The following is a 25,672-nucleotide window of genomic DNA, read 5'->3' as shown; positions in this document are numbered from 1 at the left end:
ATGCTCGGCGGTCTTGCGTTTAGCCGTCTCATTGGGCGGGAAAGGAATGATGGGTCCCAAGGGCTAGTGGCTCCGTTTGCCCATTTGCTTCCCGCGTGGTGAGACACTCTTCGGAAAAAAGGTTTTGCTGTTTTGCATCCATCAACGCGATCTGCCAGACACGACTAGAAGCGGGCCGGACGATTCGGTTGGTTTCCCTTTTCGCTCGCTCTGTGCCAGTGTCATGGCCGGTGCCGCATTCCAATAACCGGGGGTTTGACTATCAGGGGATTTCATGTAAAATCTACATAAGTCATTGTAATATTACTGTAATATTTTTTAAAAATGACAAACCATTTCGATGGGCTTTCCGTTATAATGGAATGTGTTATTTTATCGCAGACCCTGCGCGTCGTTGAATCCACCACGCCAAGGCAAACCAGAAACAGGAGCTGACTAAGCCGGCAACGAAGGAGGGGAGACCGCTGACTTTCCATAAGAACAGGGAAAATAGCAGTCCGACCACTCCGGTGAAGCGACACGCAAAAATAGCGGCTCGCTCGTGCATTTATCCCTCACCTCCCGCTTCACTATAGCACAAGTGCGGAGGCAGGAACTAGCCGACAAAAGCCGAAAAAGAAGTTGTTAATAGAAGGAAAATCCAGACAGGTAGAGATACTGCGATGAACGATCAGTATTTCAGGAGGTAGACGCGATGGACGATTTTCGTAAGGTGAGCATGAAAAGCGGATACAGCCCCATGCCACCACGGACTCGCAGTGAACGCGCCGGCTCCCGTTCCCGCTCCAGCCGCAGCGGCGGCCCGAGGGGCACCGGCGGACGCGGCCCGCAAAAGCAAGGGTGGCAACGGTTTTTCAACTGGAAATGGATGATGCTGGTCTTATTGACTTCGTTATTGATTATGGTCGGCGGCTGTACCGCGGTGATGATGTCGGCGGAAACGTTGGATTTAGAAAAAGCGAAAGATCCGACGAAAATGCCGACCAACTCCAAAATTCTCGATAGCAAAGGCGATGTAGTAGCTGTGTTTGGTAACGAATATCGAGAATGGGTTGAGATTGATAAAATTAAGAAGGTGAATCCGGACTTATTGACAGCCTTCGTCAAAGTGGAAGACCGTCGTTTTTATGAGCATAACGGGATTGACTATGAAGGCTTGGGACGTGCGATAATCAAAAACATTATCGCGATGGGCAATGCCCAAGGGGCGAGTACCCTTACCCAGCAGGTTTGTAAAAACATTGTACTGGGTGATTTTAATAAAACCTATACCCGGAAGATTAAAGAGATTGGCTGTGCGCTAAACTTGGAGAAAGAACTGGGTGAAAAGCGCAAAGACAAGATTCTGGAAGCATATTTAAACTTTATTGATTTTGGTGGCGTCAATGGCATCAAGCTTGCTTCCGAGGTGTACTTCGGCAAGGACCCCACACGGGATCAATTGACAATCGAAGAAATTGCCTTGTTAGCAGGAATGCCGAAAGCACCATATAAATATAATCCGCTAAAAAACCCGGAAAATGCCAAAGAGCGGCGCGATGTGGTTTTAACTCAAGTATTGCCAGTCGATGATGTGATCCCACCGATTGTGGATAAACAGACGGCCGAGGAGAGGGCCAAATTGCCGGTCAAGACATGCCCGAAAACAAAGTGTTGGAATAAACTGCTGAGAGCGGGCAAATTTGATCATTATAAAGCTTTTGTACAAGAGGAACTGAAACGAGACTATAGTATTAACCCAGAAAAACTGGGGAAAAGTGGATATGTGATTAAAACGTCTCTTAATCAGCAAGCACAAACGGCTGTTGAAAAAGCATTGCAGGACAAATCGCTTTTTGTGAATAAAGGCCAGTATATGAAAGACGCGGATGCAAGTATAGTGATGCTAAACCCGAAAAACGGGATGATTGTCGCAGTTGGAAACGGTCGCCATTATCAACCAGGATATCAAAAGCGTGCCCTGTTGCCCGTGCAACCGGGTTCGACCATTAAGCCGTTAACTGTATATGCTCCTGCAGTGAATGATCATGATTACAATGAATACTCGATCGTTAAGGATATTCCCGTTGACTTTGCGGGAAATTGGAATCCGTCTAACTATGGTGGTATGCCGCCGCAGGGGAATATTCCTATGCTGACAATGGTTAAGAAGTCGCTTAACAAATCAACCGTGCGGCTGTTACATGAAGTGGTTACCCTGGATAAAGCTTACGAGTATGCGCAAAAGCTGGGATTGGAATTGAAAGAGAGAGACAGAGCGTCGTACTCGGCTCTGGCGCTTGGCGGCGGATCCGTCGGGGTGACTACAAAACAAATGGCGCAAGCTTATGCTGTGTTTGCCAATGGCGGTAAATATTATCAAGCGCGCACGATTGTCAGTGTAAAACAAAACGATGAAGTCATTGAACCTAAAAATCCGGATAAATATAAACAGCCGAAACAAGTATTCAGCGAAAAAACGGCTTGGTATATGACACGGATGTTGAAGCATGTCATCGCCGATGATGATGGAACGGGTCATAATGCGCGACTGAGAGATGGTCGGGATGTGGCTGGTAAGTCTGGGACGATCCAGGAAGAAAAAGCGGCTTGGTTTGTTGGTTACACCCCTGATCTGGTGGCAGCAGTCAATGTCATGTATCCAACAAAAGACGCAGAGATTGTAAAAGTGACGGGTGGTAGTGTGCCGGCTAAAATTTTCAGCTATGTGATGTCTGAGGCGCACCAAGGAATTCCACCACACTCATTCAAAAAACCGCCGGGTGTGGAAGAGCCGAAACGACCATTCGAATTGCAAGCACCACACTTGTCTTATGAATCGCATCCAGACGGTGTCTTGTTGAAATGGCAACAGCAACCAGAGCAAGTGACTTACCAAGTCTTCCGTGCTGAGGGCGGCAATTTCGTGAAAGTAGCTGATCTGCCAGCTGGCTCTACATCCTGGAAAGACTCGTCTGCCTTGCCTCCGCAAGATGACGGCTTTGATCTGGGCGACCTCTTTGGTGGCGGCGGTGAGAAGAAGAAAGTCTACCGCTACAAAGTGGTGGCAATTGACACGCAGGCGACCGATCCGGCCAACAAAGAGAAATCAAGTGAAATTACTGTGGAGCTTAAGTCCGGGAAGAAAGAAGAGAAGCCGAAATTCGATAAAAACAATGATGGCATCGACGACCGCCAGCAAGATAGCGATGGCGACGGTGTCAATGACCATGAGGACAAATTCCCGAACGATCCGACCCGAACGGGTAAGGAACAAGATGGTGGCGGCGGTAATGGCGATAACGGCAATGGCCGTCCCGGAAGAGACGATGGCAATAACAATGATGGTAACAATGGCAATGACAATGGTAATACCGGTGGTTGGCCATTTTAATGAGTCAGCATCGTAAGTGAACAAAGAGAGACTCCAGCGAGTTTATGCTGGAGTCTCTTTTTTTGTACTGTAGCCGCTTTTATATCGCGCTCATGTTCATTAGCGATGACTGGTATAGGTTCTATTCCCCCGCTTCCTCCCATAGACTAGTCCTAACAGAAGGACAAGAAGGGGCGTGTGTTGGGGATGGAGCGGTGGGTGCTCGCCAGTCGCATCGGCTTTACTTATATCGGGACAGTGGTGGGCGCGGGCTTTGCTTCTGGGCAGGAGATCATGCAGTTTTTCACGTTGTTTGGGGAGCGGGGCGTCTGGGGTGTATTCGTGGCTGCGGTGTTGTTTGCCTGGTTGGGGACACGGATGATGTTGCTGGGATGCCGGTTGCAGGCGCGGTCGTATGAAGATTTTAACCAATATTTATTTGGAGAGCGCTGGGGCCCGATGATGGCAGCGCTGATCAGTGTGATGTTGCTGGGAGTCACGGCAGCGATGATGTCGGGGACGGGCTCGCTGTTTGAAGAACAGTTGGGGTTGTCGTTCCATGCTGGCGTGATTTTTACGGTGGCTTTTTCCTTTTTTTTTATCTTGCGAGGTATCGATGGAGTGTTGTCGGTCAATTCGTTGGTGGTGCCGGTCATGTTTTTGTTTATCGTGATGGTGGCATCCCATGCGTGGCAGGCGGGTGAGCTGGCATCTGTGGTTTCGCTGATTCCCGAGCCCCGGTACGCCCACTGGTTGCCGTCAGCCTTGGTTTATGTGTCGTTCAACCTGGTGTTGACGCAGGCGGTGTTGGTGCCGCTAGGGGCGGAAGTCGCCGATGAGCGGACGATCAAGCTGGGGGGCTGGATCGGTGGGATTGGGCTAGGGATTATGCTGTTTGCCTGCAATCTGGCGTTGCAGTTGCACTGGCAGGAAGTGTCGCGGTTGGATATCCCTATGGGCCATGTGATTAGCACACTCGGCGTAGGCGTGAAATTTTTCTTTTTGGCGATGATGTGGGCAGAGATTTTCACATCGCTCATCGGCAATGTCTACGGATTGGCCGCCAATTTAAGCCAGGTGGTGCCATTGCGTAAGCCGTTGATCATGCTGCTGATATTTGGGATGGGGTATGTGTTTTCCTTGATCGGCTTTCCCACGTTGGTGCATTATCTGTATCCCCTGTTTGGCTATTGCGGCTTGGTCGTGCTCGGCTTCATGGTCTTTCGCCGGATGCCGGCGGGATAGGGGAGGGAAGCGGACATGACTTGGTTGCTTGTCCTTGGCTTAGCTTATGTGATTGGGGCTTTTCCTTGCCATTGGTGGGCGTGTTCCCGCCCCCATTCAGAACAAAATGGAGTGGGATACGCGCAACTTCCCCTCAAAGAGGCGTTTTTGCTCTTGGTGATCGATCTGGTGAAAGGGATGGCGGCAACTTTGCTCGGATTTGCGCTATTGGGCTGGGTGGGCGCTTATCTGGCGGCGATCTTGGTCGTGGTAGGCAGTGTGTATTCTTGTTTTCTCGATTTCCGCGGCGGAACCGGCTTAGGCGTGGCGGCGGGGGTGCTGTTGATCTTGAGCCCCATTTTGGTCGTGGTGGGAGTGATGATCTTCATATTGGCGATGTTGTTGGTGCGAAGCTTGTTTGTGGCAACACTGTTGACAGGGGTCGCGTTGTTCTTGTTTGGCATGGTGTTGGCGACGCATGTGATGGTGTGGCTGATCGTGTTAGTGTTGTGTGTGGTGATCTGGTCGCGATGGCGGGGAAAAAAGCCGCGCAGCTATTCTCGATATAAGAAACCGCCGTGGCGCAAGCGGTGGTGAGGGAGACAAGGAGAGAGTTATATGAACAAAAAAAGAAGCCGAACGAACGGCTTCTTTTTCGCTTGTACAACATGGCTTGGAGCCGATGGTTGGTTTACACCGCGAACGCCACTTTGTACCCAGCATGCTTGCGCACTTGAAAAACGCCTGTGTCTAAAATGAGATATTGCGCTTTTACCCCGATCAGTTTCCCGCTGATGGTGGCTTGTTTATCCAAGCTGAGAGGAGTGATTTTCTCCAAAGTGGACAAGGATGGATAAGTGAGCGGGACAATTTCAGGATCGGGAATAAGATAAGCATGGTATGGTTCGGGCAACTTGGTGATAAGATCCTCCCGGATGGCGAGCAAATCGCAATCGGCGATTTCGTTCTTTAACATTTTGCGCCAATTCGTTTTGTCTTTGACGTATTGGGCGAGGATGATCTCGATGTCTCCAGCGTCTTTGCGGCTGGGTACTTCCATGATAGCCATGGCTTGGGAAGCACCCTGATCAATCCAACGCTTCATCATGTTGGTTTTGCGGGTGATACCGACCTTGACGTCACTGCTCAAAGCCAGATATACAATGTGGGGTTGCAGGCAATGGAGTTCGCCAAAAGCTGCGTCTCGGCAGGTGCCATGATGGTAGTGGCACAACTCCGGCTTGACGATGCACAAGTCGTTTTCTGGCAGATCGCGGTAACAAGGATAGCAGGAATTGTTTTTGCCGTAAAACTTTTTGGTTATGCGCCCGCAGTAAATGCATTGAAGCTCGTCCAAGAAGGAGAGCTCAATGGATTGCCCCAACAGTTCGTTAAGGGCGATCTTTTCATCGTCGAGCCGCAACTGATATTCGATCGGATCAGCCGGCTCGTGTTCCAGTGCTTGCAAAAATCCGATATGTTTCAAGGGAATGTCTCCTTTGTGCTTTTCATCTGTATGCAAAATGTGGCCGTCGCATTGGGATGTGCTACTTATAGAGTGGAGGCCTTCAGAAATTGCGACAGGTTTGACTCTATCATTCATCAAGTCTAGCAGAAGGCTATTGTAAGGTGCAAGGTTGGGATAACTTGGAAGTGATAATAGAATGAAAGATTCATTTTTTTGTGACACTTTGTTTGATCAATCGTAGGGAGGTTAGCATTGATCCCGGATATGGCGCGAAAGGAAAAGTTCATGCTGATCCTCCATGTCAACTGTCTGTATCTTTTGGATATGGTGCGCATATAGTATAATGTAATTAGTGTTGCTCACGAGGTAAGGAGGGTAGATGATGATGTTTCACGCCCTGTTGGCAGCCAGAGATGAGCTGTTGTCCAAACGCCATAACAACCAAGAGAACGAGTACGAGATGTTCGCTAAGTCCGTACAGAAGCTGAAGAAGGACATGGAAGTGCTGGGGATCAAGCCCAGTAAGGAGAAGTTATATGGCAGACCTTTTAGAGGGGAATAGATTATCGAAGTGAAGGAGACTACCAATCTATGAGTCAACTTCATATGCCGAAGCAAACGCCTTTGTTCCATGCTATCCATCGCGATCGCTATGAGCGGCAGGAGCTGATCAAAGAGATCGAGACGGTGACGGGGCGCAGGCTGTTGGTGTACATCGCGAATATCACACATCCGGAAAGTGCCATCACCCGGGAGGATATTGCGCCGTTTCATGAAATTGTTGCTTCTTTGGAAGATGATTGCAATGTGGATTTGCTTATTGAAAGTCCGGGCGGGGACCCGAATGCGGCGGAGACGCTGGTGCATACGTTGTTGTCCAAGACGAGCCATTTGCGCGTGATCGTGCCGCAAGCGGCAAAAAGCGCAGCGACGTTGATCAGCCTCGCCGGTGATGAGATCGTGATGAGCAACACTTCGGAATTGGGGCCGATCGATCCACAGATTTCCATACCCACTGCTTTTGGGTATCAGTATCGACCGGCTCAAGCTTTTTTGAACGGACTGGAAATGATCAAGCGGGAGCATGCGGCCGGACAACCTCTCAATGCGGCGTATCTACCGTTTTTGCAAGGCGTCGATGCCGCCCTGATCGATTTTTGTTATAAATCGATTGAACATTCAAAACGTTTGGCCGTCAAGTGGCTGTCCCGGTCCATGTACAAAAACAACCCGCTCGCCGCTAAGCGGATTGCCGAAACACTGACCAACATCGAAAAGTACCCCAATCACGGGTCGGTGATCAATTACCAAGAAGCCAGGGCGATCGGGCTGAAGATCACTTACATGCCGTACAATGATGAAGTGTGGCAGGCCATTTGGCGTTTGTACACGAGGTACCTTGTTTACATGCGGGAGAAAACGGCGATCAAAATTTTTGAAAGTACCAGCTCTTCAGTGATGTTTTAATGAAAATACATTTTTATAATGAGAGTTTTATGTTATAGTGAGGTGGAGATGCACACGCATGTGAATACGCCATAACACCCTATCGCATAAGAGACCGGCGCTTTCCTGGCCGGTCTTTTGTTTTGCATTTATTTCGGTAATCTAAAATATACATACAGAGGTTCGTTTATTAAAATAGAACAGGGAGTAGATTAGATAAAGGGGGAACATGGGCGATGGGAACCATTCAATCATACTTAAGGGAACGCGCTGAGCTCACACCGGAAGTGGAAGCGGTAGTCGGAGGAGCAGAACGGTTTACCTATCGGCAATTTTATGAGCGGGTTAACCAATTGGTGCACTACTTGCTCGAACTGGGTGTGGAAAAAGGGGATCGGATCGGTATCTTGTGCAAAAACCATCATCCGTTTCCAACGATTCTGTTTGCAGCCATTCGGGTGGGGGCGGTAGTGATCCCACTGAATTGGCGATTGACGGCATATGAACTGTCTAACATTATGGAGAGCGCTGAGCCAAAGGTTTTATTTTATGATGAAGAGTATGCAGATGCGTTGCAGTTTGTGAAAGAGAAAGCCACCGTGCCGCATGTGTTGCCGGTGGGTGAGGGCTTGTCGTTGGTGGAGAGTTTTGCAGCCGTGTTCACCAAGTATCCGGTTACGGAACCACGTGATGTCTTGCTGGCTGATGATGATCTCGCATTTATGCTGTTCACGTCGGGAACGACGGGATTGCCTAAAGGCTGCATGATTTCACATAAGGGAGTGGACGCTTACTTTAGCGTCGAGTCGATTCGGCAGACCTTTCCACCGGGAATGAAGTTTTTGGCCGTGCATCCGTTGTTTCACATGAGTAGCACCATGATGATGGTCAGCAATGTTAAGAATGGCGTCACCATGGTATTTTTGGCCGATGATCGACCCATTGCTATCTTGGATACGATCGAGCGAGAGAAGATCAACGTCATGTTCGCTTTTCCGGCAATATACCGCTTCATGCTGGAGGAGTTGAAGCACGGGCACTGGGATTTGTCCTCCTTGCGCTTTCTTTCCTCCGGTGGGACGCATGTGCCGGCTTCGCTTATCAAAGAGTATTGCCAGCTGGGGTTGGTGATGGGGCAAGGTTATGGTAGCACAGAAGCATGGGCCATCAGCGGGTGGAATCCGACCATGGGCCTGAACAAAGCCGATTCGGTCGGCAAACTGGCTCCAGGCGTGGAACTGAAAATTGCCGATCCTGAAACGGGTGCGCCATTGCCGCCAGGTGAGATTGGGGAGGTCGTGGTCAGAAGTCCGTATCTGTTCCAAGGGTATTGGCGCAATCCAGAGGCGACGGCTAAGGTGTTGCGCGATGGCTGGTTTCATACGGGCGATGCTGGTTATGTGGATGAAGAGGGGTTCTTGTACATATCGAGCCGCTATAAAGATGTGATCGTGTATGGTGGGGACAATGTGTATCCCGGTGAAATCGAAGAAGTGATTCATCAGTTGCCAGATGTGTTAGAAGTGGCGGTGATTGGCATTCCGCATGAAGTGATGGGAGAAGCGCCATGCGCATGCATTATCAAAAAAACGGGTAGCACGCTTGCAGCAGAGCAGGTGATTCATCTGTGCCGCGAGCGGTTGGCGGCTTACAAAGTACCGGAAGTGATGTTTGTGGATCAGTTGCCCAAAAACGGCTTGGGTAAAGTAATGAAGCATCGATTAAAAGAACAGGTGTTGCGCCGTTCATAATGGGTAAAGCAAACCGTCCTCGCGGGAGGGCGGTTTGTCGTTTTCTGGATATAAAGTGTTGTATTGATATATTTAAGGATATAAGATGATTAAGTGAATAGTTTATCTTATTTATAGATTGAATTTTAGGAGATTTGGTAATATGTATCTGGAAATTACATATCAAAGGGAGCCGGCCACTGATTTGGGCTACTTGCTTCACAAGCATCCCGAACGCGTGCACACCTTTGCGCTTTCGTATGGGCATGCGCATGTGTTTTACCCTGAAGTGAGCGAAACACGTTGCACGGCCGTGCTGTTGATGGAATTGGACCCGGTGAAATTGGTTCGTGGTCGGGGCCCGCATGGTTCCGGCTTCGCTTTGGACCAGTATGTGAATGACCGGCCATATGTCGCCTCTTCTTTCTTCAGTGTAGCCTTGAGCCAGGTGTATTCTTCGGCGCTGGCGGGGCGCTCCAGTGAGCGACCAGAGTTGGTGGAGCAAGCGGTTCCGTTGGAAGCACGCTTGCCGGTATTGTCCGCTTCTGGAGGATGCGAACGCGTGCGCCGGTTGTTCGCGCCATTGGGGTATGAAGTGGAAGTTGCTCCTCTGCCATTGGATGAGGCATACCCGGAGTGGGGGAACAGTCCTTATGTCCAATTGACTTTGCGTGGCACGGTTCGGCTAAAGGATTTGTTGTCCCACCTTTACGTGCTGATCCCGGCCATTGACCATGAAAAGCATTATTGGGTGGGGGAAGATGAGGTAGCTAAACTGTTGCGTCACGGCGAAGAGTGGTTGCCGCAACATCCGGAGCGGGAATGGATTACGATGCGCTATCTGAAATATCAGCGCAGGTTGGCAGACCAAGCCTTGGCTAAGTGGTCGGAATCGTCCGCGCTGGAGGAAGGTGGGGAAGAGCAAGTCGAAAAACCCCAGCGCTTAAATGACATCCGTCTGCAAACAGTGGCCCAGCTGTTGCGTGAATCTGGGGCATCTCGCATCTTGGATCTCGGATGTGGTGAAGGGAAGTTGTTGCGGTTGCTCGCTTCGGAGCGGCGATTCGCTAAGCTGGCGGGAATGGATGTGTCCATTGAAGCTTTGCGACGGGCCAGGGAGCGGTTGCCAGAAGAGGTGGAGCTGTTTCAGGGTTCACTTCTTTACCGGGATGAGCGGTTGCAAGGCTTTGAGGCGGTTAGTCTCGTGGAAGTGATTGAGCATATCGAACCGGACCGTCTGCCTCTGCTGGAACAGTTGGTGTTTGGTGAGTTGGGGCCAGCCACCGTGATCGTGACGACGCCCAATCGTGAGTACAACGACCTGTTTGAGGGGTTGGAGGAAGGGAAATTTCGTCATCATGACCATCGGTTTGAGTGGACGCGGGCACAGTTTGCGGAGTGGGCTGAACCGCTTGCAAAACGGAACGGCTATACGGTGTCTTTTCATCCGGTCGGGCCGCTTGACGAAGCTGTGGGCGCCCCAACTCAGCTGGCTCTATTTCGAAAGGAGATTGAAGCATGATGAAAAGCCGGGAAGGCGAGGAGGTGACCAGAATGCAATGGAAAATCCCAGAGTGTGCGCTGGTCGTGTTGATCGGTGCATCGGGGTCGGGGAAATCTACGTTTGCCAGACGGGTGTTTAAAGAGACAGAGGTGTTGTCGTCGGACTTCTTTCGTGCCATGGTGAGCGATGATGAAGGGGATCAGTCGGCATCCAGCGCTGCGTTTGAATTGTTGCACCAAGTGGCGGCCAAGCGACTGGAGCGAAAGCGGCTCACTGTGATCGACGCGACGAATGTACACGCCGACGGGCGCAAAGAACTGATTGCGCTGGCCAAAAAATATCACATGATCCCAGTGGCGTTTGTGATGAATATGGCGGAAAGCGTCTGCTACGAACATAATGCGATGCGAGAACGGAAGTTGCCCTCGCATGTAATCAAGCGGCAACATCAGGCGTTAAAGCGTTCGTTGCGCAATTTAAAAAAGGAAGGGTTCCGCTACATTTATAAAGCGCATGAGCCGAAAGAGCTGATGCAGGTGGAGATCGTCAGGGAGCGGCTATGGGTCGATAAACGCGATGAGACGGGGCCGTTCGATATCATTGGCGATGTGCACGGTTGCTATGCGGAATTGGTGGAGTTGCTCACACAACTGGGTTACCGTGTGGTAGACAAGGAGGACAAGGTGCACGTGGAGCCGCCGGTGGGGCGGAAGGCGATCTTCTTAGGTGATTTGGTCGACCGCGGTCCTGATAGCCCGTCAGTGTTGCGGCTCGTGATGAGTATGGTGGAGAGCGGAGCAGCATTGTGTGTGCCGGGCAACCATGATGTGAAGCTGTTGAAAAAGTTGGACGGACGAAATGTGCAAGTTAAGCACGGCTTGGAAGTGACATTGGCCCAATTGGACAAGGAACCGCCGGAATGGATTGAAGAGGTGCGGAATTTCCTGCGTGGTTTGGTTAGCCATTATGTGCTGGATGAAGGTCGCTTGGTGGTCGCCCATGCCGGAATGAAAGAAGAGTATCAAGGACGGGCTTCCGGCGTGATTCGCGATTTTGCTTTGTATGGCGAAACGACGGGCGAAATCGATGCGTTCGGCCTGCCTGTGCGGCTGAATTGGGCCGAATCGTACCGAGGATCGGCCACGGTCGTATATGGGCACACCCCGATTCCAGAACCAACGTGGCTCAATCGGACGCTCAACATCGACACAGGGTGCGTGTTTGGCGGAAAGCTGACGGCGCTCCGCTATCCTGAGAATGAGCTGGTGTCTGTTGCGGCGAAACAAGTGTACGCGGAGCCGGTGCGTCCTCTGGAAGCGTCCCCGGCGGTTTCAAATTCACATCGGGATGAAATGCGCATCGATGTACAGGACGTGCTGACTGATCGGATTCAAACCCGATTGTTGCGACGCCCAGTACACATTCGCAAAGAGCAGTCTGCGGCCGCCTTGGAGACGATGAGCCGGTTTGCGATCGATCCCAAATGGCTGATTTATCTTCCACCGACGATGTCCCCGTCGGAAACATCGGAACAGCCTGGGTATCTAGAACACCCTGAAGAAGCTTTTGGTTACTATGCGCAACGAGGCGTGAAGCAGGTCATATGTGAGGAGAAGCATATGGGATCGCGCGCGGTGGTGATTGCGTGTCGCGACAAAGAAACGGCCGTGAATCGTTTTGATGTGGCCGACGCAGGTTGGGGTGTCATCTATACCCGAACCGGGCGCCGTTTTTTTGAGGATGCTTCGGTGGAGCAGGCAATACTTGAGCGGTTACAGCAAGCGATCACCCGTGCTGGTTTGTGGGACGAATTGCAGACGGATTGGATGTGCTTGGATTGTGAATTGATGCCGTGGTCCGCCAAAGCGCAGGAGTTGATCCGACAACAGTACGCCCTGGTCGGAGCCGCTAGCCGCCAGGCGTTGGCAGGAGCTGTCTCCCTGCTGAAACAGGCGGCTGCCGCCGGGCGGGGTGTCGAGGAGCTGTTGTCTCGTTTTCAAGAGAAACAGGAGAACAGCCGAGAGTTTGTGGCGGCGTACCGACGCTACTCCTGGCGGGTCAATGATCTGAACGATTATAAATTGGCGCCGTTCCACCTGTTGGCAACAGAGGGGCGGGTTTACACTGATCGCGACCACTTGTGGCATATGGAGACAATCGGGCGGATTTGTCGCGAGGATACGGGGGTGTTGATGGCCACCCGTTACCTGGTGGTCAATGTTGAAAATTCGGATGAAGTGGAAGCGGCGACCGCTTGGTGGTTGGAGATGACTGAATCGGGCGGAGAAGGGATGGTGGTCAAGCCGCTCTCCTTTATCGCCGCCAATGGCAAAGGGTTGCTACAGCCCGCCGTCAAATGCCGGGGTCGGGAATATCTGCGGCTTATTTATGGCCCGGACTATACAGAAGAAGCCAATCTGACTCGATTGAGAAACCGGAGCTTGAAACAGAAGCGTTCCCTCGCTTTACGCGAATTCGCACTTGGCTTGGAGGGGTTGATGCGCTTTGTTGACCGGGAACCGCTCCATCGCGTCCATGCGTGCGCATTTGGCGTTATGGCGCTGGAATCGGAACCGGTCGATCCGCGGTTGTGATATATTGCATGGATGCAAACGAAAGCGGCTTGCTTCTTTGGGAGCAAGCCGCTTCGTTCATTTCATCAGTTTTTTTACGGTGGTGAGCAGTTCCTCAATCACTTCCGTGTCTCCTTCTTGGAGACGTTCTGTGACGCAACTGCGCAAATGCCCTTCCAAGAGGATTTTGCCGACACTGTTCAATGCAGATTGTACAGCGGAGATCTGATTAAGCACATCATCGCAATACGTATCATTTTCAATCATTTTTTTGATCCCACGCACTTGTCCTTCGATCCGATTTAGGCGGGAAGTGAGGTTGGTTTTCACTTTCTCGGAATGATGGCTTTTCCGTTCGGTTGGGTTGGCACAGGCGGGATGCTCTTCCGGTTGACGCGGTTCCATTCATATCACCCGCTTCCTGTAGTTAAGCCGTTGGGCCGTCTTCACGGTGGTGAGTCCATGGCCCTTCCTATATATTAGTCTACCCGTCCTGCTTGGCAAGCGCAATTTTGCGGGCTTGGAAATCCCAACTCATCCTTGTTTCCCCAATTGGTGCGTGAAGAATTCGGTGGTGACCCGGATCGCTTCTTCCAGCGCGGGGGTCATTCCAGCAAACGGATGTACAGCGCCCATGGTGTGGTTGGCCTCTTGGATCACATGCAGTGTGGCTTGTGGTGCGGCTTCAGCCATCCGCACGGCTCCCTCATATAAGCCGGGCAGATCTTGGCCTCCTTGCACCAGCAACAGCGGTTGGGTGAGTTGAGGCAATCGTCCCAATAGATCAAAACGGTCGCGGTTCGTTTCAATGTCATCCAAGACTTCGCGCCGAATCGGCAAGCGTTGGCCAGTCCGGGCATTAATGACATGGGTAATGCCTTTGTTTCGCAATTCTACCAGCAGTTCAGGTTGGAAGAAGTCAACGCGGTGAATGCTGTTCCAGACGACAGCTGCTTTCACCTCCTCGGGATGGTCCAATGCGTACAGCAAACTATTGCCGCCGCCACGGCTGTGGCCCATGATACCCAACCGCGTCAGGTCGCACCATGTTGCCTGTGGGATTTCTCCTTGCCGCAGGGCTTGCACAAGGCGGGCCAAATCCTCCTGTTCGCGGCTAAAGGTGTTCCGTGAGAATTTATCCAACTCAGTGAAATGTTCGAGGTCTTTTCCAACGCCATTCATGGAGAAGTTGAACGTGATGGCCGCCAATCCGGCTTCCGCCAGTTTTCGCCCCAACTCAGGAAAAAAGCCCCAATCTTTGAACCCTTTAAATCCATGACAGACGAGCACGGTAGGAACGGGCCGACCGGTGTCTTCCGGCAGAAACAAGTCTCCGCGGATGACGCGTTCTTCTTTGCCCAGGTCGAGTGCAAATGATATGCGGTTCATAACATTCCTCCTGTGATGGTCGAATGAGATAAGATGCCTGAAATTGCAAAATTGCAACGGATTTCCCTTTCCATTATAATGATAACGAACGAAGTGAATAGGGGAAAAGGTCTTTCTTATATAAGAGAGCGAAGAGGGAAGACCGGTGTGAATCCGGCGCGGTCCCGCCACTGTGAAGGGAGAGGAAAACTGCAAGCGTATGCTGGCCACTGTCGCTTCGTCGATGGGAAGGCGCAGTTGGACGATGAACCCTAAGCCAGGAGACCTGCCTTTTCCAGACGTCCACTTGCGTTCTCCTTCGCGGGTTAAGGAGAACCGCGTGCGTGGCGGGTCAGTGTCCCGCGTTGTTTCGCATGCCTTTCTCCAGCCTGTGCCCTCAAGAAGCACAGGTTTTTATGTGTGCATCAAGAAAGGAGCGGAAGTCATGAGTGTGAAGTGGAAAAAACGATGGGGACTGCTGTGCCTGAGCCTGTTGCTGGTGATTGGCGCAGTGGGTTGCGCGCCATCCGGAGGGACGGAGGGACGCCTCAACACGCCGGTTAAACCAGCAGCGGTGAAATACCCGGTAGAGGTGACCGACCAAGCGGGCAACAAGGTGACTATCAAGCAAGAGCCCAAACGCATTGTTTCACTGATGCCCAGCAACACGGAAATCGCTTACGCGCTCGGCCTTGATCAAAAAATGGTCGGTGTTACGACCAATGATGATTATCCGGCCGCAGTGAAGAAATTGCCCAAAGTAGGCGACTTTAAGATCAATGTGGAGAAAGTGGTTAGCTTGAAGCCGGATTTGGTGCTGGCCAACGGCGCCAATGACAAAGCGACGCTGGAGCAGTTGAAAAAACTGGGCATTCCTGTTCTTGTATTGGACGCTAAGAGTTTTAAAGACATTTACCGTTCGATCGCAATCATCGCCACAGCGACCAATACGGCGCGCGAAGCAGACTTGTTGATCGCCAAAATGCAGAAAGAGCATCGCGACATTTACGCCAAAGTGGTCAATGTGCCCAAGGATCAACGGGTGAAAGTGTTTGTGGAGTTGGACCCGACACTGTACACTGTTGGCGGTGACACATTTATGAATGAATTGGTCACAACCGCGGGTGGCGTGAATGTGGCGGCCGGGTTGAAAGGATGGCCCCAAGTGTCGGCCGAACAAGTGGTCAAATGGAATCCTGATATTATCATTTCTTCTTATGGAAGCACAGACCAAATCCTGAAACGCCAAGGCTGGTCGACGGTGAATGCCATCAAGGGAAAACGCGTCTATGTGGTTGACCCGAATCTGACCAACCGCCCCGGTCCGCGGATCTTCCAAGGGGTGAAGGAAATGGCCGAGCAATTTTACCCTGAAAGATTCGGTGAACAGAAGTGAGTAAGGGGCAAGCGTTTGTTTGGGGCGGAGGATTGTTCCTCTGCCTTCTTTTTTCTTTGGCCGCCGCCGTGTCGGTGGGAAGCGCGGAGATCGGAATCGGCACGGTCTGGCGGGTGATCGTCGATCATGTCCTAACAGGAAATGGAGCAGGTATGAACCCGGATGCGGTGATTATATGGGAATTGCGGTTGCCTCGGGTGATTTTGGTTGCGTTGATCGGTGGAACGCTCGCTGTTGCCGGCACCGTTTTTCAAGGGATTTTGCGCAACCCGCTGGCTGATCCCTATGTCTTGGGCGTTTCGTCTGGAGCTGCGGTTGGTAGCGCGCTCATTGTGATCACGGGCTGGGGGCTGTCCTTGTTGGGCAGTTGGTCGTTGCCGCTGGCCGCATTTGCCGGAGCCGCAGTCTCTGTTTTGCTTGTGTTGCGCTTGGCGCAGATTCGAAAGCATCTTCAGGTGACTTCGTTGATTTTGGCGGGAGTGGTGGTGCAGGCGTTTTTCGGGGCGGTGCTCACCTTGATCATCTCGCTGTCCCCAGAAGAGCTCAACCGGATTCAATTTTGGTTGATGGGGAGTTTGGCGCTCCGTGAGTGGCAACATGTAGAAGCAGTCTTGCCGTTTTGTGTTGGTGGTTTTGCACTGTGTTGGCTGTTCAGCAGGGAGTTGAACTTATTTGCGCTGGGCGATCGTTCGGCCACGCATTTGGGACTGTCTGTCAGTCAAGTTCGTTTGGGGCTGATTTTGCTCGCGTCGCTGATGACAGGAGCGGCGGTGTCAGTGGCGGGTATGATTGGGTTTGTTGGACTGGTGATCCCCCATATCATGCGGATGCTGACCGGAGGGGATCATCGGACACTGATTCCGCTCTCCCTGCTGGCGGGGGCCATTTTCCTCATTTGGGCTGATGCGTTGGCCCGGGTGGTTCTGGAGCCGCGCGAATTGCCGTTGGGTGTCATCACAGCATTTGTGGGAGCCCCATTTTTTGCGGTGATTCTGCGCAAGCATCAACATAAATGGCATGGCTAAGAGAGGAGGGATGACCGTGTTGTTGCGGGCGGAAGGGCTTGGCAAGCGCTTGGGCGGCCGCTGGGTGCTCCATGAAATCAGCTTAGAAGTGGCGTCAGGGGAGATGGTCGGCATCATTGGCCCCAATGGAAGCGGCAAAAGCACCCTCCTTTCGTGCTTGGTGGGGGAGAAAAAAGCTGACACCGGACAGGTGTGGCTGCGAGACCGGCCATTGGCGGAGATGGGAGCCAAGGAGCGGGCGCGGCAAATTGCAGTTTTGGCCCAAGAAGAGGTAGGGGAAATCTATTTTACTGTCAAAGGAATAGTGGAGATGGGGCGACATCCCCATCTGGGACACTGGCCGTGGCTCGGGGAGCGGGATGAGCGTATCGTGGCTGATGTGTTGCGTCAGACCGATAGCCAGCATTTGGCCGAGCGGATTTTTGCAGGCCTTAGCGGCGGCGAGAAACAACGGGTGTCCTTAGCGCGGGCGCTGGCACAGGAGCCGGTGTTGCTCGTGCTGGATGAGCCCACCGCCTATCTCGATCTGAAATACCAATTCGCCTTGTTGAATTGGATTAAACAGTGGCAGGCGTCATGCGGGTTGACCGTGATCATGGTCTTGCATGATTTAAATCTGGCCGCGCAATATTGTGACCGCCTGCTAGTGTTGAAGCACGGACGAATCGTGCGCCAGGGTACTCCGCACGAGGTGATTGTGCCGGAGATGGTCGAAGCGGTTTATGGCATGTCTCCTATTGTGGTGGAACATCCGTTGCTCGGGGTTCCGCAAGTGTTGTTGACAGCGATGCAAGCACAGGAGAACGGGGAGGAGCGCGAGCGATGAAAATCTATACCCGGACGGGTGATGAAGGCAAGACAGGAGTCATTGGCGGACGTGTGTCGAAGGATGATATCCGCGTGGAAGCGTATGGTACGGTGGATGAGGTAAATGCGTTTGTCGGTGAGGCTATCGTCAGGTTGGACCCAGCGATCCATGCTGATTTGCTCCAAGATTTGACCGAAATTCAGCATGAATTGTTTGATGCCGGGGGAGACTTGGCCCAAGCGGGTAAAAATCGTCGCTATATGGTGACAGCGGAGATGGTGACCCGGTTGGAGGCGTTGATTGATCGGTATGAGCAGGAATGCCCACCACTGGAACGATTTATTTTGCCTGGGGGTTCCCCGCTGTCGGCTGCTTTGCACGTGTGCCGCGTGTTGACGCGCCGGGCAGAGCGGTTGGTTGTCAGCTTGTGCCGGGAGCAAGAAACAAACGTCGAAGTGCGGCGTTATCTGAACCGGTTGTCGGACTTCTTCTTCACCGTGGCTCGGGTGGCCAATGTGCGGGCAGGAACGGCGGATGTGGAATATAAGCGCGGCGTGCGGGTGTTTCACACGGACAAGAAAAAGGATCAGGGCACAACGTGATGTTAAACTGCGGAGTGCGCGAAAGTGAGATGTGAGGAGGACACAGGTATGGCGTTAGTGATGTATTGGTATCCCAAATGCGGAACTTGCCGCAAAGCGAAAAAGTTTTTTGAGGAACACGGAGTGGCGGTGACAGAGAAACATATCGTCGAAACGCCGCCGTCCAAAGAAGAGTTGGCAGATCTGGTTAAGAAAAGTGGATTGCCGATCCAAAAGTTTTTTAACACCAGCGGCCAAAAGTACCGCGAGTTGGGCTTGTCGAAGAAATTGAAAGAGATGAGCGACGATGAGAAGCTAGACTTGCTCGCTTCCGACGGGATGCTGATCAAGCGCCCGATCGTCACCGATGGGGAGAAAGTGACCGTCGGCTTTAAGGAAGAGCAATTTAAAGAGACGTGGGTGTGAATAGGTAGAACACCGACCTTCCCTTCTGCACAGGTGGGGGAGGTCGGTTTGTTCGTGTAAGGGATGACAGAAAATTAAGATGATATGTGGAGGCAGACGTCCCAACTTCTTGCTTAGAGCGTCTCTGATGAATAGGCTATCGGCTCAAAACCATTTTCTCATTTGCTTCACTTGTGCATCGACGCTCCTCGAGGAAAGGTTTTTCCGCCGCTTCTTCCCTACCAACTTGATTCACCAGACACGCCCTAGTCAGGGAGCTTGCTCAAGTTGTTAGTGCAAGCGTCGGTTAATGGCATAGCGGTAGCCTTTGCCTGGTTCTTTAGCCCTTTCTCCTCATAGAAAGCATAGAGTGGCAAGGGTCTGTGGTTCTGTGGTGTGTGTGCTGATTCGCGCGGCAGCAGGATAAATCGGTAAGAATAGGAAATAAATAGATGGGAAACCAAGGTGCGTAATTGAAAATTGTTTTCATTTTATAATTAATATAAAATAGTATTGACTATAATCTAAGGGCATGGTATGTTAAATATGTGCCAAGCATTGCCACCTATTGTTTAAGACCCTTTTATGATGGGCAAGGTAAAGAATGTGGCATGAAATAGCAATGGCTAGTTTCATAACTTGAGGAGGTTGTTCAAGTGGCTCAACGTCTTGTAGGATTGCCAGCTCCAGATTTTGAAATGGAGAGTACCAAAAATCTGGAAACATTGGATGAGAAAGTTTCTCTTTCCGATTACAAAGGAAAATGGCTGGTTCTGTTTTTCTACCCACTTGATTTTACATTTGTCTGTCCAACCGAGATTACAGCTTTGTCTGACCGTTATGAAGAGTTCCAAGATCTCGATGCAGAGATCCTCGGTGTGAGCACCGACAGCAAATTCTCCCACCGCGCTTGGATCAACACGCCTCGCAGCGAAAACGGTTTGGGTGACATCAACTTCCCATTGGCTGCTGACACCACTCATAAAGTAAGCCGTGACTACGGCGTGCTGATTGAGGAGGAAGGCATTGCCCTGCGCGGTTTGTTCATCATCGATCCGGACGGCATTTTGCGTTACCAAGTGGTAAACGACAACAACATCGGTCGTGACGTGGATGAAACTCTGCGCGTACTGCAAGCTCTGCAAACCGGCGGCTTGTGCCCGGCCAACTGGAAACCGGGGCAAAAAACGCTTTAAGATAAGTGAGTAGAGGGCCTAACGTCAGTCGCGTTAGGTCCTTTCTTTCCATATATGACAGGAGGATGGAGAACATGGCGCTTCGTTTACGCACAGAAATGCCTGAAATCAATGGTGTGACGGAATGGGTCAATCAAGAGGTGACGAAGGAAGAGTTGAAAGGAAGCCCTGTGCTCGTTCATTTTTGGTCGATCAGTTGCCACATGTGCAAAGAAAGTTTGCCTGAACTCAACAAAATGAGGGAGGAAATCCCTAATCTGAAACTGGTCGGAATTCATATGCCTCGCTCGGAGAAAGATACAGATGTGGACGCGGTGAAAGAAACCATAGTAAAATACGAACTGAAACATCCACAAGGCATCGACAACGAACATCGTGTGGTGGATGCGTTCGAAAACGAATTTGTGCCTGCATTCTACTTATTCGATGCAAATGGCCTGCTGCGTCACCGTTCAGCTGGCGAGAAAGCGCTCTCGATGCTGAAACGCCCGCTGGAACGGGTGCTGGCTGAAACAGAAGCTTAAGATCCGGAGGGAATCGACATGAACTTGCCAAAAGAGCTACGTTATTCCAAAGAACATGAATGGGTAAAAACGGAGGGCAACTTGGCCCGTATCGGGATCACCGACTTCGCGCAATCCGAATTGGGTGACATCGTATTCGTGGAATTGCCAGAAGTAGGAACAGAACTTGTCGTCGATGAACCATTCGGCAGTGTTGAGTCTGTGAAAACCGTTTCGGAGCTGTATGCTCCAGTCAGCGGAAAAGTCGTGGAAGTCAATGGAGAGCTGACCGATTCTCCGGAGAACGTGAACGATTCGCCGTACGAAGAAGGCTGGATGATCGTTGTCGAAATGTCCAATGAGGCTGAATTGGAAAAGCTTCTGTCAGCAGAAAAGTATGAAGAAATGATAAGCGAGTAAAGTGATGCCGATCCCCCTCCTTGCATATCGCCTTTCGGTGCGAGACAGACTATGGACAACCAAAAGGTGCAAGGAGGGGGATGTTTTTTATGGGATGGGCTGATATCAGCGACAAAGTGACGGGTCGCTTGGAAGATGGTCGGTTGGTCTTTTATCACAACCACCAACCGGTAGGCGAAATGGATTTGCGAACCAAAGAGATGAGCATGCGCGAGGGGTACATGATAGATGGCGCGCAAATTTTTGCCGCAGATAATAAAACAAAATTACAACCGCGATATGCTGATGACTGTGATGTGGATTGGTGCCAGTGAGAGAAAAAACATAGCGGAGTAAGATTCGCTATGTTTTTTTCTTTTGGTCTTATGGTTTGGATTACTCAGATTTGTGGTAAAATATATACACAAGCTTCTTTGTTTTTCCATCAAATGTCCTAAAACATGTGGTCGATTATGAGTGGGAAGAGGAGGGAAAGCCCATGGGTTACTGCTGTGGCGCCTCCATGATTGGATTAATTGGATCTTATCGGCAGCAGTCCATCATGGTGCATCAGGTTCCGTTAATGTTTTGTCCAGTCTGTCATTCGATGGAAGTGCATCCTGCGGTTAAGGAAGAGTTTGAATTGGTGATTGAATATGCGCTGGAAGACCGTGTGAGAGAGGTCACCCTCCGTGAAACGATCACTCCGGAAATGATCGCAGAATGGAAAGAGGCTGGGATCAGTTTCCAAGAAACGGATGATCTGGAGCCGATCCTACGCGAACAAATCGACCATTCACTCGATCTCTTGAGAGTATCCAAAGTGTTAAATGATAAAGAGTGGGGCGAAGAATTGAAGCACCGCCTCAGCGTGCTAACCACACAACTCAAAAAATTGGAACAACAAAAAGAAGAAAGCCGATAAATGTTGGCCCGGCACAGTTTCGCTGCCCGGGCTTTTTTGTGCGGTAGTTAGACTCCGGTGCGCTTGATCTCGTCGGTGATGCCGTCCCATAGGCGGAGGCGCGCTTCCAACGCCGATTGCGCAATCCGGTAGGCTTGTTCGCGTTTCAAGGGGTCGTTGCCGCACAAGGATTGCAGCAGTTTTTCGGCGAGCGGGCCGTTGCGCATGCCGTTAACGGCGAGATGGCGTCGCAAATAAGAGGTAAACAGGTTGTGGATTCCCTGCTGTTCCAGAGAACGCAATAAGGCTGCGAACATGTCGGGGATCAGATCATCACGCCCGAAAATAAACCAAGCGGCGACTTCATGGGGTTTACCGTTCAGCGATAATTCCAGGCTCTGTCTGACGAAGTCGGCAACGGTGGGGGGGATTTCGCTGGAATATAGAGATTCAATCGGATGGTATCCTGCGATAACCATTTCCACATACTGCTGAATCGGGGTGATGTCGGCTCCAGCTTCATCCATGGCTTGTATGTACATTTCAAAGTGGCTGGCGTAGCCTCCTTGCCCGTCCTCGTCGGCTTCTTCCGTCAGCACCATCTCGTTGATATAGCGGACATACTCGGCGTGCGCCCGCGGGATCCAAGGGATGGTGAGGGAAGTAAGCTGTCGTTGGAGCCGTTTGAGCACATTCATATAATCCCAAACGGCAAAAACATGGTGTTTCATGAAGATTTTAATACGTTCGGGCGAATTGACCATCGTATAAACCGGGTGGGTAAGAAGATCTTCCCGTGTGGTTTGAATCGTTTCTGAATATATGGCATTCACCATAAATTCCTCCTGTTTTGGAAAGAATTATAAAATAAACTATCGCTTATTTTACTGCATTCCCCTGCTGAAAACAAGAACATTATTCTTAAATTTTTGAAAACAGGAGGCCGAAAACAAGAAAAATCTTCCAGGGCATCGGCTCCTGGAAGACCGGTCAACGGGTGTTGGCTGTGTGCAAATACATACGGATGTGGTTGATCAAAAGATTGATGGCGACTTGGTTGTGTCCGCCTTCGGGAATGATTAAGTCGGCGTAACGTTTGCTGGGTTCGATAAACTGCAAGTGCATGGGACGAACCACGTTAAGATATTGATCCATCACCGATTGGAACGTGCGCCCCCGTTCTTTGATATCCCTTTCAATCCGGCGCAAAATGCGTACATCGGCATCCGTGTCGACGAAGATTTTGATGTCCATCATGTTACGCAAACGCTCATCGTCTAAGATGAGAATCCCTTCCAAGATGATGACGTCCTTCGGTTCAAGCCTAACCGTTTCCGGTGCTCTCGTATGCTCGGTGTAATCATAGACCGGCTTGTCGATGGATTTGTATTGGAGCAGTTGCGACAATTGTTCGATCAACAGGTCGGTGTCAAAGGAGAGCGGATGATCGTAGTTTGTCTTTTGGCGCTCCTCTAAGGTTAAATGCGATTGGTCTTTGTAATAGGAATCTTGTTCTAGATAGACGACAGAATCGGCGAATTGCTCCACCAGTTTGCGCGCGACAGTGGTTTTGCCGGAACCCGATCCGCCCGCCACGCCGATCACTACAGGTTTGTTCATGGCATATGCTTCCCTTCATGCTGTCATTGCTCCGTGCGGTTTCACTTTCGTGATGATACCAATATTATTGGTCGTTTTCAAGTGAAACATCATGGAAATGGCTTCTTGCAAAGAAGAAGCCCGGCTCATGGAGCCGGGCTTGGGATGAGGATAGAAGTGTCAGGCTTAGCGGATGGGGCCTGCTTGCTTGATTGCTTCGCTGACGCCAGTGAACTTGTCGAAGTGTTGGTGGAAACGTTCGGCCAACTCGCGCGCCGCTTGGTCATAAGCAGCGGGATCTTGCCAAGTGTGCCGCGGATTTAAAAGTTCAGCAGGCACATCGGGGCAAGAGGTCGGGATATGCAAGCCAAAGATGGGATCGGTCTCGAAGTCGGCTTGTTTGAGCGAACCATTAATCGCTGCACGCACCATGGCGCGGGTATAGGCCAGGTTCATGCGTTGACCCACACCGTAAGGGCCCCCGGTCCAACCGGTGTTGACCAAGTAGACGTCCACTCCGTGTTGCTCGATCTTCTTACCGAGCATGTCAGCATAGATATGGGCCGGACGTGGCAAGAATGGAGCACCGAAGCAAGTGGAGAAGGTCGCTTCCGGCTCGGTGACGCCGCGTTCCGTACCGGCGAGCTTACTGGTGTAACCAGCCAGGAAGTGATACATGGCTTGTTCTGGTGTCAATTTGGCGATCGGTGGCAAGACGCCAAACGCATCCGCAGTCAAAAAGAGGATGACGTTAGGATGCCCGGCCACTCCAGGAATCACCGCTCCAGGAATGTAATCGATCGGATAGGCGGCCCGGGTGTTTTCCGTCAGGCTGTTGTCTTTGAAATCCGCTTGGCGCGTCTCATCCAGCACCACGTTTTCCAAAACGGTGCCAAACCGGATCGCTTCCCAAATTTGCGGCTCTTTTTCTTTGGTTAAGCCGATGCATTTCGCGTAGCATCCACCCTCGAAGTTGAACACCCCATGGTCGGACCAGCCATGCTCGTCATCACCGATCAGGCGGCGTTCAGGGTCAGCTGATAACGTGGTTTTACCGGTGCCGGACAGACCGAAGAACAAGGCGACATCCCCATCTTCGCCCACATTGGCGGAGCAGTGCATCGGCATAACACCGTATTCTGGCAATAAGTGGTTCATCACGCTGAAGATCGATTTTTTCATTTCACCAGCGTATTCAGTGCCGGCGATGATAACCATCTTATGCTCGAAGCTGATGGCGATCAGCGTGCTGGAGCGGGTGCCGTCTTGTACGGGATCGATTTCGAAATGCGGCACGCAGACGACGGTGAATTCCGGTTGGTGGTTGGCCAATTCTTCCTTCTCGGGACGAATGAACAATTGGCGCACAAACAGGTTGTGCCATGCATATTCATTGATCACGCGGATTGGCAGGCGGTAGGTCGAATCGGCTCCGGCGAATCCATCAAAGATGAAAAGCTCTTTTTCTTTCAAATAAGATTGTAAGCGTTTTAGAATGTGGGCAAATTGTTCCGGCGCCATCGCCTGATTGACCGTGCCCCAGTCAATCTTATCCGTGATGGTAGGCTCGTTGACAATGTATTTATCTTTGGGGGAACGTCCAGTGAATGAACCCGTGGTCGCCCGCAAGGCTCCTTCTTTGGTCAAGATGGCTTCTCCGCGGGTGACGGCGTGTTCAACCAGTTCCGCGACGGACAGATTCATGTGCACTTGTTGGCTACGCAACAGTTGAAGTGCCGGTTTCTCTGTAGGAATGACGATACTCATTCTTAAGCATCCACCTTTTTTTCTGGGGAGTGAGCTTACAAAAGGGGTGTCTGGTAACCATACAAATGGGATGAAATGGTAGGTTTCACTGGTGGCTAAAGCAAACACGACCCGATTGTAAAGAAACTCATTCAAACCCCGAATTAATTTTTCGTTCATATGTGGTGTATCAATCGTTAAAAAGTATAACATAATTGATTGTCGTTCGTGAAGGAGGTTGGTATAAATGATTAAATATGCAGGATTCATTATGAAAATTGAGTGATTTGCAAACATCGATCAATGGTTCATGGCGCTGGAGAAAACGGGTTACACTAAAGGAAGGCCGAGAGTGGAGGCATATTTCCCGCCTATTTCTCCATATATTGTTGATAGGGGAGAGGACGCGAAGCCTTGATAACTCTACGAGTCATATTCTTTGCTG

General features: G+C 51.0%; 24 protein-coding genes and 1 riboswitch. Of the genes, 18 read left to right on the top strand and 6 right to left on the bottom strand.

Annotated elements, in window-relative coordinates; all coding sequences use genetic code 11:
* The first annotated feature begins 694 nt into the window (after positions 1-694).
* The 3 genes from CLV36_RS07725 to CLV36_RS07715 all read left to right on the top strand — a co-directional run bounded on the left by CLV36_RS07725 (position 695) and on the right by CLV36_RS07715 (position 5,173).
* Entirely contained in the window at positions 695-3,373 is a 2,679-nt protein-coding gene (locus CLV36_RS07725) for a transglycosylase domain-containing protein (protein ID WP_106342260.1), read from the top strand.
* A gap of 186 nt (positions 3,374-3,559) precedes the next feature.
* Positions 3,560-4,597: a YkvI family membrane protein gene (locus CLV36_RS07720; protein WP_146130607.1), complete on the top strand. Its 1,038-nt coding sequence runs from the start codon at positions 3,560-3,562 to the stop codon at positions 4,595-4,597.
* A 15-nt stretch (positions 4,598-4,612) separates the two neighbouring features.
* Positions 4,613-5,173: a glycerol-3-phosphate acyltransferase gene (locus CLV36_RS07715; RefSeq protein ID WP_106342258.1), complete on the top strand. Its 561-nt coding sequence runs from the start codon at positions 4,613-4,615 to the stop codon at positions 5,171-5,173.
* Between the two features lie 94 nt (positions 5,174-5,267).
* Here CLV36_RS07715 and CLV36_RS07710 read toward each other — a convergent pair whose 3' ends face one another.
* Complete coding sequence (locus tag CLV36_RS07710; protein ID WP_245888318.1) at positions 5,268-6,062, bottom strand: DUF2797 domain-containing protein; 795 nt, start codon at positions 6,060-6,062, stop codon at positions 5,268-5,270.
* 364 nt (positions 6,063-6,426) lie between these two features.
* Between CLV36_RS07710 and CLV36_RS07705 the strand changes: the two genes are divergently transcribed.
* The 5 genes from CLV36_RS07705 (at position 6,427) to CLV36_RS07685 (ending at position 13,318) form a co-directional block, all read left to right on the top strand.
* On the top strand, positions 6,427-6,606 hold the full coding sequence (locus tag CLV36_RS07705) for a hypothetical protein (RefSeq protein WP_022737022.1): 180 nt from the start codon (positions 6,427-6,429) through the stop codon (positions 6,604-6,606).
* Positions 6,607-6,635: 29 nt separating this feature from the next.
* Positions 6,636-7,511: an SDH family Clp fold serine proteinase gene (locus tag CLV36_RS07700; protein WP_054096263.1), complete on the top strand. Its 876-nt coding sequence runs from the start codon at positions 6,636-6,638 to the stop codon at positions 7,509-7,511.
* A 215-nt stretch (positions 7,512-7,726) separates the two neighbouring features.
* Positions 7,727-9,241 carry a class I adenylate-forming enzyme family protein gene (locus CLV36_RS07695; RefSeq protein ID WP_106342256.1) on the top strand — a complete coding sequence of 505 codons (1,515 nt, stop codon included), beginning with the start codon at positions 7,727-7,729 and terminating at the stop codon, positions 9,239-9,241.
* A gap of 142 nt (positions 9,242-9,383) precedes the next feature.
* Complete coding sequence (locus CLV36_RS07690; protein ID WP_106342255.1) at positions 9,384-10,742, top strand: 3' terminal RNA ribose 2'-O-methyltransferase Hen1; 1,359 nt, start codon at positions 9,384-9,386, stop codon at positions 10,740-10,742.
* Positions 10,743-10,774: 32 nt separating this feature from the next.
* Complete coding sequence (locus CLV36_RS07685) at positions 10,775-13,318, top strand: polynucleotide kinase-phosphatase (protein WP_106342362.1); 2,544 nt, start codon at positions 10,775-10,777, stop codon at positions 13,316-13,318.
* Positions 13,319-13,375: 57 nt separating this feature from the next.
* Here CLV36_RS07685 and CLV36_RS07680 read toward each other — a convergent pair whose 3' ends face one another.
* Together CLV36_RS07680 and CLV36_RS07675 are read right to left on the bottom strand one after the other, a co-directional pair.
* Positions 13,376-13,702, bottom strand: a complete 327-nt coding sequence (locus CLV36_RS07680) for a metal-sensitive transcriptional regulator (RefSeq protein ID WP_102993277.1) — start codon at positions 13,700-13,702, stop codon at positions 13,376-13,378.
* A 129-nt stretch (positions 13,703-13,831) separates the two neighbouring features.
* The gene (locus tag CLV36_RS07675; RefSeq protein WP_106342254.1) at positions 13,832-14,686 is read right to left on the bottom strand and encodes an alpha/beta hydrolase family protein; all 855 of its coding nucleotides are present in this window, start codon (positions 14,684-14,686) and stop codon (positions 13,832-13,834) included.
* A 90-nt stretch (positions 14,687-14,776) separates the two neighbouring features.
* Positions 14,777-14,973, top strand: a riboswitch (cobalamin riboswitch).
* A 137-nt stretch (positions 14,974-15,110) separates the two neighbouring features.
* Here CLV36_RS07675 and CLV36_RS07670 point away from each other — a divergent pair.
* From CLV36_RS07670 to CLV36_RS07625, 10 genes are all read left to right on the top strand, one after another.
* Complete coding sequence (locus CLV36_RS07670) at positions 15,111-16,061, top strand: ABC transporter substrate-binding protein (protein ID WP_146130606.1); 951 nt, start codon at positions 15,111-15,113, stop codon at positions 16,059-16,061.
* The gene (locus tag CLV36_RS07665) at positions 16,058-17,086 is read left to right on the top strand and encodes a FecCD family ABC transporter permease (RefSeq protein ID WP_106342252.1); all 1,029 of its coding nucleotides are present in this window, start codon (positions 16,058-16,060) and stop codon (positions 17,084-17,086) included. Before CLV36_RS07670 ends, CLV36_RS07665 begins: the two co-directional genes overlap by 4 nt.
* Positions 17,087-17,096: 10 nt before the next feature.
* Complete coding sequence (locus CLV36_RS07660; protein WP_106342251.1) at positions 17,097-17,912, top strand: heme ABC transporter ATP-binding protein; 816 nt, start codon at positions 17,097-17,099, stop codon at positions 17,910-17,912.
* Entirely contained in the window at positions 17,909-18,496 is a 588-nt protein-coding gene (locus tag CLV36_RS07655; RefSeq protein ID WP_106342250.1) for a cob(I)yrinic acid a,c-diamide adenosyltransferase, read from the top strand. The genes CLV36_RS07660 and CLV36_RS07655 overlap by 4 nt, the downstream gene beginning before the upstream one ends.
* A 48-nt stretch (positions 18,497-18,544) precedes the next feature.
* Positions 18,545-18,901, top strand: coding sequence for an arsenate reductase family protein (locus CLV36_RS07650; protein ID WP_106342249.1), 357 nt, complete (start codon positions 18,545-18,547; stop codon positions 18,899-18,901).
* 635 nt (positions 18,902-19,536) lie between these two features.
* Complete coding sequence (locus tag CLV36_RS07645; RefSeq protein WP_102993270.1) at positions 19,537-20,076, top strand: peroxiredoxin; 540 nt, start codon at positions 19,537-19,539, stop codon at positions 20,074-20,076.
* A 74-nt stretch (positions 20,077-20,150) separates the two neighbouring features.
* The gene (locus tag CLV36_RS07640) at positions 20,151-20,600 is read left to right on the top strand and encodes a TlpA family protein disulfide reductase (RefSeq protein WP_102993269.1); all 450 of its coding nucleotides are present in this window, start codon (positions 20,151-20,153) and stop codon (positions 20,598-20,600) included.
* An 18-nt stretch (positions 20,601-20,618) separates the two neighbouring features.
* The gene (gcvH, locus tag CLV36_RS07635; protein WP_102993268.1) at positions 20,619-20,999 is read left to right on the top strand and encodes a glycine cleavage system protein GcvH; all 381 of its coding nucleotides are present in this window, start codon (positions 20,619-20,621) and stop codon (positions 20,997-20,999) included.
* A gap of 89 nt (positions 21,000-21,088) precedes the next feature.
* The gene (locus tag CLV36_RS07630; RefSeq protein ID WP_181352886.1) at positions 21,089-21,313 is read left to right on the top strand and encodes a DUF2553 family protein; all 225 of its coding nucleotides are present in this window, start codon (positions 21,089-21,091) and stop codon (positions 21,311-21,313) included.
* Between the two features lie 164 nt (positions 21,314-21,477).
* Positions 21,478-21,903 (top strand): hypothetical protein, encoded by a 426-nt coding sequence (locus CLV36_RS07625; protein WP_022737008.1) that lies wholly within the window; start codon positions 21,478-21,480, stop codon positions 21,901-21,903.
* Positions 21,904-21,950: 47 nt separating this feature from the next.
* Here CLV36_RS07625 and CLV36_RS07620 read toward each other — a convergent pair whose 3' ends face one another.
* The 3 genes from CLV36_RS07620 to pckA all read right to left on the bottom strand — a co-directional run bounded on the left by CLV36_RS07620 (position 21,951) and on the right by pckA (position 25,248).
* Positions 21,951-22,715 carry a DUF3050 domain-containing protein gene (locus tag CLV36_RS07620; protein WP_181352885.1) on the bottom strand — a complete coding sequence of 255 codons (765 nt, stop codon included), beginning with the start codon at positions 22,713-22,715 and terminating at the stop codon, positions 21,951-21,953.
* Positions 22,716-22,872: 157 nt separating this feature from the next.
* The gene (udk, locus tag CLV36_RS07615; protein ID WP_022737006.1) at positions 22,873-23,502 is read right to left on the bottom strand and encodes a uridine kinase; all 630 of its coding nucleotides are present in this window, start codon (positions 23,500-23,502) and stop codon (positions 22,873-22,875) included.
* Between the two features lie 165 nt (positions 23,503-23,667).
* On the bottom strand, positions 23,668-25,248 hold the full coding sequence (gene pckA, locus CLV36_RS07610) for a phosphoenolpyruvate carboxykinase (ATP) (protein ID WP_106342246.1): 1,581 nt from the start codon (positions 25,246-25,248) through the stop codon (positions 23,668-23,670).
* Between the last annotated feature and the right edge of the window lie 424 nt (positions 25,249-25,672).

It is taken from the genome of Laceyella sediminis (assembly GCF_003003125.1).
GTDB classification, from domain to species: Bacteria; Bacillota; Bacilli; order Thermoactinomycetales; family Thermoactinomycetaceae; genus Laceyella; species Laceyella tengchongensis.
Note: the sequence above shows the minus strand (reverse complement) of the source record. Positions and strands in the feature narration are given on the sequence as shown.

Excerpts from the sequence above, each read along its gene's own strand:
- CLV36_RS07625 (WP_022737008.1), top strand. The coding sequence starts at position 21,478 with ATGGGTTACTGCTGTGGCGCCTCCATGATTGGATTAATTGGATCTTAT.
- gcvH (WP_102993268.1), top strand. The coding sequence starts at position 20,619 with ATGAACTTGCCAAAAGAGCTACGTTATTCCAAAGAACATGAATGGGTA.
- CLV36_RS07640 (WP_102993269.1), top strand. The coding sequence starts at position 20,151 with ATGGCGCTTCGTTTACGCACAGAAATGCCTGAAATCAATGGTGTGACG.
- CLV36_RS07715 (WP_106342258.1), top strand. The coding sequence starts at position 4,613 with ATGACTTGGTTGCTTGTCCTTGGCTTAGCTTATGTGATTGGGGCTTTT.
- CLV36_RS07685 (WP_106342362.1), top strand. The coding sequence starts at position 10,775 with ATGCAATGGAAAATCCCAGAGTGTGCGCTGGTCGTGTTGATCGGTGCA.
- CLV36_RS07650 (WP_106342249.1), top strand. The coding sequence starts at position 18,545 with ATGGCGTTAGTGATGTATTGGTATCCCAAATGCGGAACTTGCCGCAAA.
- CLV36_RS07630 (WP_181352886.1), top strand. The coding sequence starts at position 21,089 with ATGGGATGGGCTGATATCAGCGACAAAGTGACGGGTCGCTTGGAAGAT.
- udk (WP_022737006.1), bottom strand. The coding sequence starts at position 23,502 with ATGAACAAACCTGTAGTGATCGGCGTGGCGGGCGGATCGGGTTCCGGC.
- CLV36_RS07705 (WP_022737022.1), top strand. The coding sequence starts at position 6,427 with ATGATGTTTCACGCCCTGTTGGCAGCCAGAGATGAGCTGTTGTCCAAA.
- CLV36_RS07660 (WP_106342251.1), top strand. The coding sequence starts at position 17,097 with ATGACCGTGTTGTTGCGGGCGGAAGGGCTTGGCAAGCGCTTGGGCGGC.
- CLV36_RS07690 (WP_106342255.1), top strand. The coding sequence starts at position 9,384 with ATGTATCTGGAAATTACATATCAAAGGGAGCCGGCCACTGATTTGGGC.
- CLV36_RS07720 (WP_146130607.1), top strand. The coding sequence starts at position 3,560 with ATGGAGCGGTGGGTGCTCGCCAGTCGCATCGGCTTTACTTATATCGGG.
- CLV36_RS07655 (WP_106342250.1), top strand. The coding sequence starts at position 17,909 with ATGAAAATCTATACCCGGACGGGTGATGAAGGCAAGACAGGAGTCATT.
- CLV36_RS07695 (WP_106342256.1), top strand. The coding sequence starts at position 7,727 with ATGGGAACCATTCAATCATACTTAAGGGAACGCGCTGAGCTCACACCG.
- CLV36_RS07700 (WP_054096263.1), top strand. The coding sequence starts at position 6,636 with ATGAGTCAACTTCATATGCCGAAGCAAACGCCTTTGTTCCATGCTATC.
- CLV36_RS07680 (WP_102993277.1), bottom strand. The coding sequence starts at position 13,702 with ATGGAACCGCGTCAACCGGAAGAGCATCCCGCCTGTGCCAACCCAACC.
- CLV36_RS07675 (WP_106342254.1), bottom strand. The coding sequence starts at position 14,686 with ATGAACCGCATATCATTTGCACTCGACCTGGGCAAAGAAGAACGCGTC.
- CLV36_RS07670 (WP_146130606.1), top strand. The coding sequence starts at position 15,111 with ATGAGTGTGAAGTGGAAAAAACGATGGGGACTGCTGTGCCTGAGCCTG.
- pckA (WP_106342246.1), bottom strand. The coding sequence starts at position 25,248 with ATGAGTATCGTCATTCCTACAGAGAAACCGGCACTTCAACTGTTGCGT.
- CLV36_RS07725 (WP_106342260.1), top strand. The coding sequence starts at position 695 with ATGGACGATTTTCGTAAGGTGAGCATGAAAAGCGGATACAGCCCCATG.